Annotated in this window: 13 protein-coding genes; 4 read left to right on the plus strand and 9 right to left on the minus strand. The window is 70.5% G+C overall.

All coding sequences use genetic code 11. The features are described from left to right. Positions 1 to 109: 109 nt before the first annotated feature. Positions 110 to 1,198, minus strand: coding sequence for a cytochrome P450 family protein (locus ACYVHU_RS11145; RefSeq protein WP_498948280.1), 1,089 nt, complete (start codon positions 1,196 to 1,198; stop codon positions 110 to 112). Then, on the minus strand, positions 1,195 to 2,514 hold the full coding sequence (locus tag ACYVHU_RS11150; protein ID WP_498948281.1) for a cytochrome P450 family protein: 1,320 nt from the start codon (positions 2,512 to 2,514) through the stop codon (positions 1,195 to 1,197). The genes ACYVHU_RS11145 and ACYVHU_RS11150 overlap by 4 nt, the downstream gene beginning before the upstream one ends. A 424-nt stretch (positions 2,515 to 2,938) precedes the next feature. On the opposite strand from ACYVHU_RS11150, the gene ACYVHU_RS11155 reads away from it, so the two are divergent. Continuing rightward, complete coding sequence (locus ACYVHU_RS11155; protein ID WP_498948283.1) at positions 2,939 to 5,944, plus strand: type I polyketide synthase; 3,006 nt, start codon at positions 2,939 to 2,941, stop codon at positions 5,942 to 5,944. 93 nt (positions 5,945 to 6,037) lie between these two features. Here the strand turns inward: ACYVHU_RS11155 and ACYVHU_RS11160 are convergent, their stop codons facing one another. The 3 genes from ACYVHU_RS11160 to ACYVHU_RS11170 form a co-directional block, all read right to left on the minus strand. Then, positions 6,038 to 6,700, minus strand: a complete 663-nt coding sequence (locus ACYVHU_RS11160) for a class I SAM-dependent methyltransferase (protein ID WP_498948284.1) — start codon at positions 6,698 to 6,700, stop codon at positions 6,038 to 6,040. Between the two features lie 109 nt (positions 6,701 to 6,809). Then, the gene (locus ACYVHU_RS11165) at positions 6,810 to 8,072 is read right to left on the minus strand and encodes a styrene monooxygenase/indole monooxygenase family protein (RefSeq protein ID WP_498948285.1); all 1,263 of its coding nucleotides are present in this window, start codon (positions 8,070 to 8,072) and stop codon (positions 6,810 to 6,812) included. Positions 8,073 to 8,084: 12 nt separating this feature from the next. Further along, complete coding sequence (locus ACYVHU_RS11170) at positions 8,085 to 8,831, minus strand: hypothetical protein (RefSeq protein ID WP_498948287.1); 747 nt, start codon at positions 8,829 to 8,831, stop codon at positions 8,085 to 8,087. Positions 8,832 to 10,092: 1,261 nt separating this feature from the next. Here ACYVHU_RS11170 and ACYVHU_RS11175 point away from each other — a divergent pair. Further along, complete coding sequence (locus tag ACYVHU_RS11175) at positions 10,093 to 10,575, plus strand: hypothetical protein (protein ID WP_498948288.1); 483 nt, start codon at positions 10,093 to 10,095, stop codon at positions 10,573 to 10,575. Positions 10,576 to 10,607: 32 nt separating this feature from the next. Here the strand turns inward: ACYVHU_RS11175 and ACYVHU_RS11180 are convergent, their stop codons facing one another. Then, positions 10,608 to 11,378: a GAP family protein gene (locus ACYVHU_RS11180; protein ID WP_498948290.1), complete on the minus strand. Its 771-nt coding sequence runs from the start codon at positions 11,376 to 11,378 to the stop codon at positions 10,608 to 10,610. Between the two features lie 260 nt (positions 11,379 to 11,638). Further along, positions 11,639 to 12,355 (minus strand): Atu4866 domain-containing protein, encoded by a 717-nt coding sequence (locus ACYVHU_RS11185; RefSeq protein ID WP_078761287.1) that lies wholly within the window; start codon positions 12,353 to 12,355, stop codon positions 11,639 to 11,641. A gap of 137 nt (positions 12,356 to 12,492) precedes the next feature. On the opposite strand from ACYVHU_RS11185, the gene ACYVHU_RS11190 reads away from it, so the two are divergent. Then, positions 12,493 to 13,341 carry a helix-turn-helix domain-containing protein gene (locus ACYVHU_RS11190; RefSeq protein WP_078761286.1) on the plus strand — a complete coding sequence of 283 codons (849 nt, stop codon included), beginning with the start codon at positions 12,493 to 12,495 and terminating at the stop codon, positions 13,339 to 13,341. 178 nt (positions 13,342 to 13,519) lie between these two features. On the opposite strand, the gene ACYVHU_RS11195 is transcribed toward ACYVHU_RS11190, so the two are convergent. Next, a complete protein-coding gene (locus ACYVHU_RS11195) occupies positions 13,520 to 14,038 on the minus strand; it encodes a DUF4291 domain-containing protein (RefSeq protein WP_078761285.1) in 519 nt (172 codons plus the stop codon). A 52-nt stretch (positions 14,039 to 14,090) separates the two neighbouring features. Between ACYVHU_RS11195 and ACYVHU_RS11200 the strand changes: the two genes are divergently transcribed. After that, entirely contained in the window at positions 14,091 to 14,273 is a 183-nt protein-coding gene (locus ACYVHU_RS11200) for a hypothetical protein (protein ID WP_144390052.1), read from the plus strand. A gap of 562 nt (positions 14,274 to 14,835) precedes the next feature. On the opposite strand, the gene ACYVHU_RS11205 is transcribed toward ACYVHU_RS11200, so the two are convergent. Next, the gene (locus tag ACYVHU_RS11205; protein ID WP_078761284.1) at positions 14,836 to 15,726 is read right to left on the minus strand and encodes an aminoglycoside phosphotransferase family protein; all 891 of its coding nucleotides are present in this window, start codon (positions 15,724 to 15,726) and stop codon (positions 14,836 to 14,838) included. Positions 15,727 to 15,806: the final 80 nt, after the last annotated feature.

Genomic DNA, 15,806 nt, shown 5'->3' on the forward strand with positions numbered 1-15,806 from the left:
GTCCTTCCCCATGGAGCTCCGAGCCCGGCCGCTGTTCCCGGCCGCGGGGGGAGCACCGGGGAACGAACAGGACCACCGCCCGCATCGCCGTCGATGCGGGCGGGGCCGGTCAGGAACCTCCGAGGCGGACGGGGAGCGTGAGCGGATGGTTCATGATGGGGCTGGTCGGGGCAGGCCGCAGATCCTGTTCGGCCGCATCCAGACGCAGGCCGGGAAAGCGGTGGAAGAGCGCGGGAAGCGCCTCACCGAGTTCCAGCCGGGCCAAAGGGGCGCCCAGGCACATGTGCACGCCGTAGCCGAACGCGATGTGGCTGCGCCCGGCCCGGGTGATGTCGAAACGATCAGGGTCCTCCCAGGCGGCAGGGTCGCGGTTGGCGGCGGAGTAGGCGAGGAGGATCGGCTCCCCCGCGGGGATCCACGTACCGCCGATCTCGACGTCCCGTGTGGGGAAGACCGCCGGCAACAGGGCGACGCTGGTGTCCCAGCGAAGGATCTCCTCGATGGCCGTCCTCCAAGAGGCGCGGCCGGTGCGCAGGAGCCCGAGCTGGTCCGGGTGGTTCAGCAGGGCGCGGATGCCATTGGTCAGCGTCCCCATGGTGGTCTCCGCTCCTGCGATGACCAGCAGGTAGAGATTGTCGATGAGCTCCGTCTCGCTGATCTTGCGCTCGTCGCACGCGGTGATCAGCGCGCTGGTCAGATCGTCGCCCGGTTCGGTGCGCTTGGCGGCGACGATCTTGGCGAGGAGTGCGCGGGCGTCCTGGTCCACGGTCGGGTCCCCGGAGAACACGCGGGTGGCGATATCGCTCATGAGCGGGGCCTGGTGTTCGTCCAGGCCGAGGAGATCGCAGAGGACCCGGACCGGGAGAGGCCAGGCGAACCCGGCTTTGATGTCGACGCGGTCGCCGGCAGCGGCGATCTGCTCGAGGAGCTCGGTGACGATCTCCTGGACTCGGGGACGGAGACCTTCGACACGTCCGCGGGTGAAGGCGGCCTGGAGCACGGAGCGCGCGCGGCGGTGGTCGGCTCCGTTGGAGGCGAGCATGCTGTCGACGCCGGCGATGAGGCCGACGATCGGATGTGCCCGGTCGACCTCGCCTTCGACCAGGGCGCGCCAGTTGCGCCATCCACGGGCGAACGTGCCGGGGTCTGCGAGGACGGCGCGCAGCTCGGCGTAGTGGGTGACGGCCCGGACGCTCACGCCCCCGGGAAGAAGAAGCCGAGCCACCGGGCCAGCCGCCCGGAGCCGTTCCCGGACCGTGGGGGTGTCGAGGTCGGGGGTGTCCAGCTTGATGAGGGGTTCCATACCGGGTCTCCAGGTCGGGTGTGGTCGTGGCCGGGAGTGAACAGGGCGGGTAGTGAGGACAGGCCGCGCACGGATTGGGACGCCCGCCATGTGAGCGATTCGGGCGGGACCGCCAGGCGCAGGTCCGGGAGGCGGCGCATGAGTTCGCGGACGCCGGTCTCGGCCAGGGTGAGGGCGAGGATGCGCCCGCTGTCGGGGCAGGCGTGGGGACCCGCCCCCCAGATGAGGTGAGCGCGGTTGCCCGCGAGCTGGTCGATGCTGCCTGCACGGTCGAGCAGCGCTGCGTGGACCGGGCCGAAACCGAGTACGAGGCAGTCGCCGGCGCGGACCCGGAAGCCCCCTAGCTCCACGTCCTCGACCGGGTACCGGCCCGGCACGGTCGGGACCGGGGGATCGAGCCACAGCGCGGTGGTGATGGTCTCGGAGATCTGATGCGCCGGCGACATCTGCTGGCGCACCTCCGGACTGGTCAGCAGCATCCGGACCGCGTTGCCGATGAGGTGGGCCGTCGGGTCGTGCCCGGCGGCGATGACGAGGGCGAGATTGTCGCGCACCTCGTTGTCGGACAGGCCGCTGCGGACGAGGTGGGAGGCGATGTCGTTGGCCGGATCACGGCGCCGGTTGCGGGCCAGGTCCAGCAGGATCTTCTGAACCTGGGCGTATGCGGAAGCCGCGTCCTCTCCGCCGTCCCACAGACGCGCCATCGAATCGCAGACCTCGCGGCCGACATCCCGTTCCAGGCCGAACAGGGAACAGAAGGTCAGCAACGGCAGCCAGACCGCGTACTGGGTGATGACGTCGACCTTGCCGTCTCCGGCGAAACCGTCGATCAGTTCATTGGCGATCCGGGTGATCCGGAGGGGGACCTGGGTCTCGGAAAGCCGTTTCAGGGCTTCGACCAAGGCCATGCGATAGCGGCGGTGTTCCTCGCCGTCGACGGAGAGCGCGTTCGCTCTGGGCTGGTACAGGGCCTGCAGTGGGGAGGATGGGGGGATCGTGCCGTCCTGCAGGTCACGCCAGTAGCGTGGGTCGCGTCTGTACAGCGGCGACCGGAGGACCTCGACGTTCATGTGCCAGGACAGCATGAGCCAGGCGGGCACGCCGGGCTCCAGCCAGATGGGGGCGAGGCCGTTGGGGTAATCCTCGTGCAGCCGCCGCCATAAAGCGGCCAGATCTGAGTGCTCGTACAGGGGGACTCGTGTCATGGGCATGGGGCGGAACCTCGTCGTCGGATACGACTGAAGTGACGTTTTCGTATATATCCATGCAAATTTTTTGGACGGATGTGGAGTATAACGCTACTTTTGTTGCAGGGAAGAGTTTCGGATGCCCCTCTAAGGACATCTCACCCCGTTTTCTTCCTCGTCCCTCCATTACCGTCCGCGGCTGGTGTATCACTCTAGGAGTCCGCGCCGATCCGGCCCCTTGTCGTGGATCGGCGCGACTCGAGCCCTTTGAACAGCGGAAACGGTGACCCGGGCCGGGATATCGCCTGCGATTCGGGCGTGGCCGGAGCTTCGGGATCTCCGTTCCGGCCCCCTGCTTCCCGAGTCGCCGCCCGCCTCCTCGGGTAGAGAGAATGTGTCCGCTTTAAGGGTGAATGCGCATATTTCCTCGAAGTTGAAAGGCATCCTGATGCCCCCCGTCTCCGGTGCCCGCCCCGACCGCAGCCATGCCCCAGCCATCGTCGGCATCGGCGTTCGCCTCCCAGGAGGGATCTGCGGGCCTCAAGCCCTCTGGCAGGCGCTCCTCGAAGGCCGGGACGCCATCACCGAATACTCCGACCAGCGCTGGGACGATCTGCTCGGCCAGCTCTCCGTCGAGCAGCGCCCGGCCAGGAAGTGGCCTGCGGGTGTGATCGACATCGAGGCCTTCGACCACGACTTCTTCGGCCTCACCGCCACCGAGGCCGCGGAGATGGATCCGCAGCAGCGCTTTCTGCTCGAAACCGTAATCGAGGCCCTGGCGGATGCGGGCATCGCCCCCGGGTCCCTCGCCGGGACCCGAACCGGTGTCTACGTGGGCGCGAGCAGCTTCGACCATGCCATCACCCGTTTCGGTGAGCGTGACCGCGTCACGATGCAGACCATGGCAGGCACCGCCATGGCGATCCTGGCCAACCGCGTCTCCTACGTCCTGGACCTGCGCGGCCCCTCCATGAGCATTGACACGGCCTGCTCCTCGTCCATGTCCGCGATCCACCTCGCCTGCCGGGACATCGCCGACCATGACGTCGACACCGCCATCGTCGCCGGAGTCGGCCTGCTCAAATCCGCGGGCATGACCGCGACCTTCGTCGAGGGGGGCGTCATGGCCTCCAGCGAGCGAGTCCGCCCCTTCGACGCCGGCGGTGACGGTTACGTCCGGGCCGAAGGTGCCGGCGTGCTCGTCCTCAAACGCCGCGAGGACGCCCGGGCGAGCAGGCACCGCGTCTACGCGACGGTGCTTTCCACCACGGCCAACTCCGACGGCCGCTCTCTGGGCCTCTTCGCGCCCAACCCCGAAGCGCAGGCCGACATGCTGCGCACCGCGTGTGCTCGCGCCGGGGTCGACCCCCGCGACGTCGATTACGTCCAGGCCCATGGCACGGCCACCGCGGCAGGCGACCGGGTCGAGGCCAAGGCGCTGTCGGAGGTCCTGGGCGCAGGACGCGCTCCCGATGACCCCCTGCTCGTCGGCTCGGTCAAGTCCAACGTCGGTCACCTCGAAGCCGGGGCCGGCGTCATCGGCGTCATCACGGCCGCGCTCGCCCTGCACCATGCCACGATCCCCCCGACGATCAACCACGACCGGATCCGTCCGAACCTCGCCCGGCTGCCGCTTCGGGTGCCCACGCAGGTGCTGCCCTGGCCCAAGCGCGCTCAGGGACGGCCGCGTATCGCCGGGGCGAGCGCCTTCGGGTTCGGAGGATCCAACGCGCACACCCTCCTGGAGAGCGCGGACGACAGTGCCCGGGCCGAGCCGGCCCCGGTGACGGAGCACTCCTCATCGCGCCTCCCATCCGGCCGGGTGCTCTTTCCCATCTGCGCGCACTCCCCGTCGAGCCTGCGGGCGACGGCCGAGGCATGGGCGCCTGTCGTCGCGAAGGCCGGCCGCCTCGACCAGGTCGCCTCGACGGCCCTTCACCGCCGCGACCACGGACCGGCTCTGACCACTCCGCGCACCCGGCACCGCGCCGTGATCCTCGCCGGCGCTCCGGAGGAGGCCGCGGAGGCGCTGGAGGCTCTGGCGGCGGGCCGGTCGCATCCCGCGTTGCGCGGCCCTCATACCATTGGCGCGCGCCCGTCCCGGCTGGTCTGGGTGTTTTCCGGACACGGTTCGCACTGGTCCGGCATGGGCCGGCGGCTCAGCCATGAGATCCCGGTCTTCGCCGAAGCCGTCGAAGACGTCAGGCGGGCCTTGAGCGACGAACTCGGGCACCCTTCCTGGAAGCCGGGAGAGGCGCTCGACGGCTTCGCCACGATCCAGCACGCCATCTTCACGGTCCAGGTCGCCCTCGCCCGTACATGGCTTTCATGGGGGCTTCGTCCCGACGCGGTCATCGGGCACAGCGTCGGAGAGGTCGCCGCCGCGCACGTCGCCGGGGCGCTGTCCCTGTCCGACGCCACGCGGCTGCTGAGAGTCCGGTCCGAGCTGGTCGCGCGCACCGCCGGCCAAGGAGGGCTGCTCGCCACCGAGCTGAGCCCCGAACAGGTCCGGGAGGTCATCTCCGGCCAGGGAGACGTGCTGGCGCTGGCCGTGGACAACGGCCCTCGGTCCACTGTCGTCTCCGGTCCCGAGGAGGCACTGGCAGAGCTCCATGCACGTCTGGAGAGGGAGGGAGTGTGGGCGCGCCCCGTCGCCGACGGAGTCCCCGCACACGGCCCGTTCCTGGAGCCGATGATGCCGCGGATGAGGGACGCCCTTGAAGGTTTCTCCCCCACGGAAACCGAGATCCCCTTCTACTCCACTCTGACCGCGCAGGCGGAATCGGGAACGAACCTGGACGCCGACTACTGGGCCCGCCAGATGCGCTCCACCGTCCGCCTTCGGGAGGCCGTCGTCACGGCTATGGGCAAACGCCCCACGACGCTGCTGGAGATCTCTCCTCGCACGGTGCTGGGCGTGCCCCTCGCCCAGACCCTCACCGCTCACGCCCTGACCGGCGATGTCGTCTCGGCAGGCCGTGCCGATGGCGATGAGGTGGAACAGACCCTTGTCGCGGCGGCCGAACTCTCCCTGTACGGTCACACACCGGCCGGGACCGTCACCGAGGACCTGCCTCCGGTTCCCCTGCCCCCGGTGGCCTGGGACCGTGGACAGGCCACCGGTGTATGGAGTGAGACGTCAAGGGATCATGCGGCCCTGCTCGCACAGGCCGAAGGTCCCCGGGAACGGCGACAGGTCCTCATGGACCTCCTGCGCGAGATCGCGGGGGACATCCTGCGCCGTGACCCCGCCGAGATCCCACTCGACGAGGAGATCGGTTTCCTCGGCATCTCCTCGGTCGCGCTGATCCAGGTCCGCGACCGCCTGCGCGAGGTGCACCCCGGGCTCGCCTCACTGCCCGTCGCGGTCATCTACACCGACCCGACCATCGCCGAACTGGCCGAACGGATCGATGGTCACCTTGAGGGGCGGATGGAGGACGGCCGAGGCTGACACGCCGGCCGGACGTCCCCCGCAGACGGTGAAGGGCCCCTGCTCGTGAACCGATCGAACGAGCAGGGGCCCTTCACCGTTCAGCGAGGCCGCTCAACGTGCCGTCGCCTGCCAGATGGCCGCGGAGTTCTGGACGGTGTAGCGGACGTCGTCGAAGCGCTCCTCCAACATGGCCTTCAGGTCCTCGGAGGTGTCTCCTGTGGAGCGGAAGCAATTGTCGGCGCTGTGGTAGATCCCCAGCGCCCGACGGGCGAAGAAGCCGTGCCGGACGCCCTCCCCGCTACCGAGGACGGTAGCGCCGAAGAACCGGCCTCCCGGACGCAGCACGCGCGCCGCTTCGTCGAACACGTTGGCCTTGCTGCGCATGTTGGGCCGGGGAAGCGTGTGCAGCATCATGCTCGTGCCCACCGAGTCCAGCGAGTCGTCCGCGAGCGGCCATGGACCCAGCGCGTCGACCCCAGGGTAGGTGCGGACCTCGAAGCGGTCTTGGACCCGTGCCCGGGTGAACCGCAGCGGTTCGTCGTTGATGTCGAGCAGGCTCAGCTCACGCAGCGGGGTGTCAGAGGGCAGAGTGTGCAGGAAGTAGCCGCTGCCAGGGCCGACGTCGAGATGCCGCTCCCCGATGTTGCCGGCGTACAACCGGCGCAGCACCCGGTTGGAGACCCGCCAGACGAATGGATGGTTCCGGTAGATGACCAGGAAGTCGTAACGGGCGACGATCCTGGGACTGTACAACCCGGGGTTGGGCTGGGACATCGTGGTTTCAGTCGGTTCTGGCGTCTCGGGAGACATCGGACCTCGCTTGCGTCCTTGGTGGGGGAAAAGGGATGGTGGGGCGGGCGGGCACAGGCCCGCCGGGAAAAGGTCAGGAACCGGAACCGGCGCGTTCCCGGGCCTCGGAGATGAACGCCCGGGCCGCGTCGGGGTCGAACATCCACCGCTCGTAGTCGGCCGGATCGTCGAATCCGCCGATCCACCGGTCGGCGACCTCCGGCACCGTCATGACCGCGGGCAGCAGTTCCCCGAAGTGCTCCGGGATCTGCCCCGTCCAGAAGCCGTTCACCATGTCGGAGAAGACCGACGCGAACCGGCCCCGCTGCTCCCAGAACGTCGTGAAGGCCTTCTCCATCTCGTCCGACCCGAAGGGTTCGGCCCCCTGCCTGCGGATGGCCTCATAGTAGACATCGGCGCAGACCGTGGAGTTGGCGGCGCTCTGTCCGGACACCGGGTCCGAGGTCACGACCACGTCGGCCATCCCCAGCACGAGCCCGCCGCTGGGCAGCTCCCCGACCGGCCGGCGGACCACGGGGCGGATGGGTTCGATCCGCACGGACCGGTCGTCCACGAGCGACGCCGAGCGGCACCATTCGTAGGCGTCGGGCGCGTGCTCCTTCATCCGGCCCAGCATCGCGGCCAGCTTCGCCTCGGCGGTGCGGTTGGCGACATCGCCCGAGCAGTCGAGACCGGCCCCGGGCATCGCCGTCATCAGCACCGAGGTGGCGGGGCCTTCGGGCGTCAGGACGGGGATGAAGTAGATCTCCCCGAAGGGACCGCTGACGGCCTCCACGATCTGGTCGCCGCCTTCGCGGACCTCGACGTCGTGCAGGATGGCCTGCGCCAGAACGCGGTTGTGAGCGCCGCCGTGGCGGCTGTCGTCCGGGTCGAACAGGGCGCCCAGCTCGCCACTGCCCACCGCGACGACGACGAGATCGTACATGCGGGAGAAGTAGTCCAGATCGGACACGGTGGCGCCGTGGATGACCACGCGGCCGCCGCGGTCTTCGAAGTACTCCAGCCAGTCGGCCATCTTCACACGCGCGTCCACCGCTACTCCGTGAAGGCCTTCACCGAAGCGGCCGGTGAACTCGATGACGGGCTGTCCGGGGGTGCGCAGGCTCATCGAGACCCCCTCGTACCGAGGGGCGGTGGGCCACTGGTGCAGCCCCGCCTTCTTCTCCAGCTCCAGCACACTGGGCCAGGTGAACTGGGTGATCGGCGCGTTGCGCTGGCGGATCTCGATCGAGGTCTGCCCGGTCATCAGCGTGACGTCATAGTCGTCGTCCAGCAGCCTGTGCCCCAGCTTGAGGCCGCTTTGTCCGGCGCCGATGATCAGGATTTTGCGCGACAAAGTTGGGTCTCCTCAGGAATCGGTGGTCGTCCGGGCGTGACCGGTTAGGGTGCTCAGCACCCTGGCCACGGAATCATGATCATGAGTCTCACACACCAGAACGGGCGTGTTCGGTGTGATCTGTCGTGCACGACGTATCTCGCGCTGGACGGAAGGGCTGTCCGCGGACATGCCCGTTTCGAGCGGGACCACCACCACGTAGGGGAGTTCGTGCTGGTGACAAGCCTGTAGAGCGATCTCGGCGGCGTCCCTGTACATGGGATCGATGATGATCACCGCACCTATGGAGTTCCGGGCGGCGTCATCCCACAAAGGACGGTAATCCCACAACCGCGGTGTACCGGCCAGGAAAACAGTCGATCCCTCCACGGGGTATATGGAAGGGCCGAAAAATCTTTCAATGGTCATTGATTCCCGGGGCGCGATGAAGAACTGGTCCACGGTACGCCTCGGTGACGCGCAGACGGCCCCGATGAAAGACCGCTCGGCCGCCACCGTCGCCGCGGCGACCACCACCTTCACCGTCGGGGCGGCGCGCCCATGACCATCGTCCACCTCCTGCATGAGGCCTGCGCTGATCAGCTGTTGAGCCACGGTCCGCGCCCCGGAGACGGGGATCTCCACACGAGAGGCGAGTTCCAGCAGATGAGCCGGCGTCCGAGCAGCCAGCATGAACTCTCGCACACACCACCACGGCTCCGGCAGCAACACCTCGGCCGCCCACAATTCCCCTTCACCCGTTGCCGGCGCGACCAGCACGGCGTGATCGGCCAATGGGTCTGCCGACCACCGCCGTCGTCCAGATGCGGTAACCATCGCTTCCCTCCTGTGAGGCCGGTCTCCGGCCTCGGGTCGGGACCATCGTGGCAGATCTGGAAGGCGCGTCGCCCCGCCTGCTTCCACCTGAAAAGTGAATAGGGTCCCATTCGATCCTTTATTGTGTGGAAGATAGGAGGATGCCGTATTAGTGCCAATTCCGCCAGAGGCAACCGCTCGGGAATCGTCCTCTTCGGGGTGAGGCGAACTCCTGTAACCAGCAGGTTTCAGGAGACCGTCATGGACGCCGCCGGCGAACGGCACCACCGGACGACCGCCGGCTTCGGCGCTGCTCGTGAACAGGGCGGTCCCGGTCCGCCCTTCTGAGGCCTCCCCACGGGTCGCCCCTTCGTCGTCGCACCGAGGGTTCTCCCGTCACCCGGCCATGTCGTCACCGGGCGCCCGTCGCGGCTTTCGCCGGACGGTGCCGGCGGTGGCCAGGGGACGCCGGTGGACGGCTCCGCCGCCCCCGGTCGAGGGAGCCCGGTCACGGGTTCGGCCGCGAAGCCGCGCCCGGGGATGACGACGAACTCGCGTGGACCGGCCCGAGGCGGTTCTTCCGGAACCGCCAGACCTCGAACGGGCGGAGCACGGTTCAAGACGTCGAACGGCTCCGTGCACGGGGACACGTCCCGCGGGCCCCGCTGGGGACACGCCCCATGGGCGCGTTTCCGGTGTCGTGCCGGAGGGGGCCGGCCCCACGAACGAGTGGCCGCCCCAGGCTCCCCTCGCAGGGATCGCCTCCCGGAATCGATGGTTCGACGACGCCTCCCCCGCGCGACGCCGGGCCACGGCGACAAGGCCGGACCAGTGATCCGGGGACGACACTGGAGAGAGGACGATCCCCATCGCGCGGCGGTCGGGGAAAGCCCTCAGGGGGAAGGGCGGCCTCCCCTTGCCGGCGCGCGTCAAATGCCCGAGCGAGCGCGCCCGTTCTCTCCCCCGGCGTTTCCGGCGAAGGCGCGAAGGGGGTGCTCTTCACGGACATCCGATGTCGGCCGCACGTCCTTCCAGGCCACCGGGCGGCCCGCGGCCGGAGCGGGGCGACTCGCTCCGGCGTAGGCGGGAACACGGCCCATCGTCGCCCACTCCGAGACCGGCGCGCCGGATCCCGCCCCGAACATGGTCCCGCTTCGGCCCGGCCGGACCCGAGTTGGAGTTCCACTACGCTGCTGACCCACCCCCCAGAGCCGAAGGAGCTGGCGTGACGCGCATCGGGATCACCGGACACTCCAACCTGACGGCCGCCTCCGTTCCCCTCGTGCGCGGTGAGCTGGTGGCCGTGCTCAGGCCGTACGCCGACGGGGAGCTGGTGGGCGTCTCCTGTCTGGCGCGGGGCGCCGACCAGCTCTTCGCCGAGGCGGTGCTGGAACTGGGAGGAGCCCTGGAGGTCGTGCTGCCCTCCGCCGACCACCGGGAGGCCAAGGTCGAGCCGGAGGACCTGGAACGGTTCGACGCGCTGCTGATCCGCTCCACCCTGGTCAGGTACATGCCGCACCGTAACGCGGGGGCCGAGGCCTACCGGCAGGCGAACGAGGCGGTGCTACGCGGTGTGGACCGCCTGGTCGCGGTCTGGGACGGTGCCATGTCCGGCGGCCGGGACGGCACCGCCGACGCGGTCCACGCGGCCAGAGTGCGCGGCATCCCGGTGGACGTGGTCTGGCCGAAGGGCGCGGCACGCGGGTGACGTGACGGCGGGGAACGCCCGAGGCGCGGCGCCTACGGCGTCCAGTCGGGTCGTCCCCATCTCGTGAGCCCGTCCGGCGGCCCTCCGGGACGGTCGGGGCAATGCCGTTCCCGCCTTGATGAGCGGATGCGGCGGCCAAGCCGCCGCGGCGCCCCGGGGAGGGACGTGCCGTGGTGCGGGCTCAGGCGGTGACGAGCAGCACCGAGGCTCGTGACCACGGTGACCACCCGGCTGTGGGAGTTCAGCCGGTCGCGGACCGCGGGCATGACGCGCCGCGCGCGGCGGTGCAGGACGACGACCGCGAGCAGCGGCAGGGCCGCGACGAGAACCGTGGCGGCGACGAACGGCAACGCGGCCACCGGCCCCGCGCCGTTGTGCGCCAGGTTCACCCCCACCGTCAGCATGACGATGACGTCCGAGGGCATCACCAGGACCACCAACAGGCCGGTGGCGAACGCCCGCCCCACCCCCGCCAGCAGCCCGCCGAGCCAACGGGGCGGTTCTGCGGTCTCCCGCCGCACGAACGCCTTCACCGCGACGGCCAGCAGGAGGACGACCAGTCCGGCCTGGATGAGGACGCCCGACGAACCCGAGTCGGAGGGCGGGCCCAGCGCCATGGCGTCGCCGAGCACCGTGAAGAGCCCACGCGCCACGGCGACCCCCGTGGTGACGGCGACGGCGACGCCGGCCAGGAAGGCCAGGGACGCCCGCACCGCCCGGCAGCCCGTGACCAGGATGATCGCGGAGATGATCTGCGGCCCCGCCATCATGGTGATCGTCGGCGGGAGGACCTGGAGGTTCACGCCCACCGCCTTCCGTCAGCGCGTCCCGTGCCGTCGGCGCGGGAGAGATCGATCGGTCCCCACCGATCCTCCCGTCGATGACGCCGTCCTCCGTGGTGACACGCTCGACCGGAGTAGCGGGCGCGGGGAGGAGAGAAGGAGCGCGACCTGATGGCTCCGCTCCCCCACTCGCTCCGGCTCCGCGCTCACCGGCCGCGCCCATCGGATCGGCGCCGCCGGTGACCGGTCCGGTGTTTCGCGGCCCATGGCGGCCGGGGCGCTCAGCGTCGGTGGAAGACGTAGCCGGCGTGGTGGAGCACGCCGTCCACGAAATCGCCGTAGGCCCAGAATCCCAGGTCGTCGTGGTAGACGATCCGGTCCCCCTCGATCCAGAACGACCCCTGGTAGGCGTGCGGGCGTCCGCCCCGGGTCTCGTCGTAGCGGCCGTCGGCGGTCAGCTCCTGGTGGATGAACCCCGTCTCGTCGATCCACATGCCGAGGTGGGGGCTGTCCACGGGCGTCCGCCGCGCGAACCGCTCCTCCCGGGGTTCGACGAGACGGCGCCCGTTGAGGAGGGTGATCTCGCCGTCGACGACGATGGCGGCGGCCTGCTCGGGACGCCAGACCACCCGTTGCAGGGCCGGGGTCGTGGCGTGGCCTCCGGAGATCACGGCGAAGGTCGCCGGGTTGCCGGGCGCCAGCGTGCCCACTCTTTCGGAGGGGCGTCGGCGCAGTCCGGCGACGGCGTCGTCCTCCACGATGCCCGGGACGATGGTCAGTCCCGCGCAGTCCACGACGATCGCACCGTCGTCTTCGGCGGCGGTGTGCAGGCCGGTGCCGACGCCGACGATCACCTTCCCGCCCAGGAGCAGGTCGGCGTCGGACAGGTCGCCGATCATCGGGTCGAGCGTGTGTATGGTGGCGCCGACGAACAGCAACGGGCGGTGCGGCTCAGCGGCGATGGTCGTCAACAGGTCCTCGTCGAATCGGATGCTCATGGCCCACTTCCGCAGGGAGAGAGAGGTGTCAGGGACGCCTCCCACCCTGGGCGCCGGGCGGGCGGACAGCCAGGCCGGGGCGTCCCAGGGTGCGACACACCCTGGGAAGGCCCGGCCCCGCCGCCTAGGCTGACGGCATGTCCCGCACCGAACTCGGAGCCTTCCTCGTTGCCAGGCGCGCCCGCCTCGCCCCGGACGACGTCGGACTGGCCTCCAGCGGCACGCGCCGGGTGGCCGGATTGCGTCGCGAGGAGGTCGCGATCCTGGCCGGGGTGAGCGTCGACTACTACACCCGGCTGGAACAGGGCAGGGAGCGCCACCCCTCAGCCTCGGTCCTGGACGCCGTCGCCCGCGCCCTGCGTCTGGAACCCGACGCCCGCGACCACCTGTTCCGGCTGGCCCGGGTCTCGCCCGAGCACCTGGCCGCGCCCGCCCGGCCCCACGTCGACCCCCACCTGCGCGCGCTGCTCGACGCCTGGCCGGACACCCCCGCGCTGCTCATGGACCGGCGGTTGGACCTGCTGGCGGCCAACGCGCTGGGAGACGCGCTCTACGCCGACTTCACCGAGACCGACAACCTGCTGCGGATGACCTTCCTGGACCCTGTGGGAGAGGTCTTCTTCGCCGACTGGCACCGGGCCGCGCGGGCCTGCGTGGCCAACCTGCGCCTGGCGTTGGGCCACGATCCGCACGACCGGCGGGTGCTGGCCCTCGTCGAGGAGGCGGATCGCGGCAATCCCCGGTTCCGGGAGCTGTGGGAGGAACACGAGGTGCGCGGCAAGACCCACGAGGCCAAGACGTTCAGGCACGGCGCCGTGGGCGAGCTGACCCTCTCCTCGCACACGTTCGACGTGCGCGGACAGGACGGACTCCAGTTGGTCGTGTACCGGGCCGAACCCGGTAGTCCCGACCAGCAGGCGCTGCGGTTGCTGGGCTCCCTGTCCGCCGTGCCGCTCGGCCGGACGGCGGGCGGCCACACCGGGTGAGGGCCGCCGGCCCGTCCCCGGTCGGGGAGGAGGCCCGCGCCGGGATGTCGATGGTCCGGACCGGGGCGTCACGTCGCCGCGCGTCTCCCTCCCACTACGCGCCCTTCCCGATGGCGTCCGGCAGCGCCGCGAGAGCACGGTCGGTGCCGTGGCGTGCCGCCCCCGGGGAGGCCGGCGGTCACCCGCCGGGGAGAAGGCGGCCCGCCAGATCCGGGGGCAGCGGGTAGACGCGCTCCGGGGGCAGCAGCCGCCGGAACCTCGCGGCGTGGCCCGTCCGAATGGAGGAGGCGGCCCTGCGCACCTGCGGGGTGAGATCGGTGAGGCCGACGGTCCAGTCATCGGCGAAGGCGCGGATCAGGTGGCGGCCGATGCCGACCTGGATGCTGTAGTGGTTGAGGGCCGCCCCGCGCGGCGAGCGCTCCGGATCCCACTGGACGTGCACGGGCGCCTGGGCCACGGCCGACGGGTCCGCGGTGGTGAGCACGGCTCGGGACAGGGCCTCCTCCCAGCCGTCCCGGGTCATCCGGACCGCGAGCACCCGTTCCTGGCCGGGCTTGCGACCCCAGTTGCCGCGGTGCATCAGCCACGTGAACGACGGCTTGATCCACGTCATCCGGTGGAAGGAGAACGGCGCGACGAAGCGGCCCGCCCGCAACGCCGCGTCGGACGGGATCCAGGTCCAGAGTGTGAAGATCACGGCCTACCGGGCCGCTCCCGTGCGTACCACGCCGTACGCGGACGCCCACCGGGTGAGAACGATCCAGCCTGGGGGGTGCATCTACGTGGACTGCTTCGTCTGGAACAGCCACGGCAACCGCTGGTACCGCACCGGCGCGGGACACTACACCTACGCGCCGCAACTACCTCTCCTACCCCAACATCTACGAGTGCTGACACATCTGGTCGCCGGCTTCGGCGGGACCGGCAGGTAGTGGTTCCCTGAGCCCATCGGCGCTGTCCGGGACCTCCACGGTCCATCGCGGGCGCACAGCCTCGATACCTGAGGAGAAGGACCTGGTGGCGGTGCAGGGACGCGCGTGGGAACACCGCGCGCGTCCCGACCGGTTCTCGCGACGCGCTCTCACGCCGGTCGAAACCGTGGGGCGGGGCGGTTGTCGCCCGCCCCGCTCGCGTGGCCGTCGGTCCCGTGGCACGGTGACCGCGCCCGCGTCCCGACGAGCCGGAACGGTGGGTGTCGACGATCTCGGTGCGTGGATCCGCCAGAGGCGGCCGAGGGCGGCTGTCAGCGGCGGGAGCCTCAGACTGCTGTGGCCCGGCTGTCCCTCCGCTGGCGGTTCCCTCCGGGCGCCGCCACCCGCCCTCCCTCCCCCGACCGTCGTGGCAACGCCGCTGGGACCTACGGTGGCTTCCCGGATCGGCGCCGTCGATGGCAGTCGTCACGCGATGTCGGGGCGGACAGGGCGCCCTGCCCCTCGCCTCGGTCGGCCACAGCGGACGGTACGGCGAGTCGGCCGGCGACGATGCCGGCGGAGGTCAGGATGGGTCGGCGAGGACCTCGCCGATCACGTGGCGGGCGTTGGCCGCCAGCACCGGATTGGTGTGCCGGTAGTAGGGGAGCTGGATGAGCGCGATCGACAGCGCCCAACCGCGGCCCCTGATCCAGGTGGCCTCGTCGACGTCCAGCCTCTCCCGGAAGACGCCGCGGGCTGAGGCCGGCAGCAGGTTCCAGGCGACGATCAGGTCCACCGTGGGGTCGCCCGTGCCCGCGGCGGCGAAGTCGATGACGGCGCCGAGCCTGCCGTCCACGGTCAGCAGGTTGCCCGGGGACAGATCCGCGTGCATCCACACGGCCGGCCCTCGCCGTTCGGGGACGCGCAGGGCCTCCTCCCACACCGCGGTCGCCGCCGCGACGTCGATCTCCCCTTCCAGCTGCGCGAGCGCCGCGCGCGTGGGCGCGTCCCGTTCGGCCAGGGGCACGCCGCGCTCCGCGGCCGGGCCACCGATGGGGTCGACCGCGCGCAGTGCCGCGACGAACTCCGCCAGGTCCTCGGCCAGTCCGTCCGGATCGGCGAGGGAGTCCACCCGCGGGTTGGTCCCCTCCAGCCACTGATAGACCGACCAGGGCCAGGGGTAGGCCGGGGTGGGACGTCCCTCCCTCAGTGGCCGGGGAACGGGGACGGGGAGGTGCGCGGCCAGCCGGGGAAGCCAGCGCAGTTCGTGCGCGACACCGTTCACGGCTCCGGGGATGCGCGGCAGCCGTACGACCATCTCCTCCCCCAGCCGGTACATGGCGTTGTCGGTCCCGCTGGACTCCACCGGTTCGACCGATAGGCCCGACCAGTCGGGGAACTGCTCGGCGACCAGCCGGTGCACGAGGGTTTCGTCGATATCGGCCTCGTCCGCGTGCATCCTCACAGCGCGCATCCACCACCTTCGTCACGGCCTCGGGTCCATCCACCGAAGCGGTGGCGTTCATCGAACCCTCGTTCGTCTCGGACGGCAAC

The organism is Marinactinospora endophytica (assembly GCF_054780875.1).

Excerpts from the sequence above, each read along its gene's own strand:
- ACYVHU_RS11185 (WP_078761287.1), bottom strand. The coding sequence starts at position 12,355 with ATGAGCATCCGATTCGACGAGGACCTGTTGACGACCATCGCCGCTGAG.
- ACYVHU_RS11160 (WP_498948284.1), bottom strand. The coding sequence starts at position 6,700 with ATGTCCCAGCCCAACCCCGGGTTGTACAGTCCCAGGATCGTCGCCCGT.
- ACYVHU_RS11155 (WP_498948283.1), top strand. The coding sequence starts at position 2,939 with ATGCCCCCCGTCTCCGGTGCCCGCCCCGACCGCAGCCATGCCCCAGCC.
- ACYVHU_RS11190 (WP_078761286.1), top strand. The coding sequence starts at position 12,493 with ATGTCCCGCACCGAACTCGGAGCCTTCCTCGTTGCCAGGCGCGCCCGC.
- ACYVHU_RS11150 (WP_498948281.1), bottom strand. The coding sequence starts at position 2,514 with ATGCCCATGACACGAGTCCCCCTGTACGAGCACTCAGATCTGGCCGCT.
- ACYVHU_RS11205 (WP_078761284.1), bottom strand. The coding sequence starts at position 15,726 with ATGCGCGCTGTGAGGATGCACGCGGACGAGGCCGATATCGACGAAACC.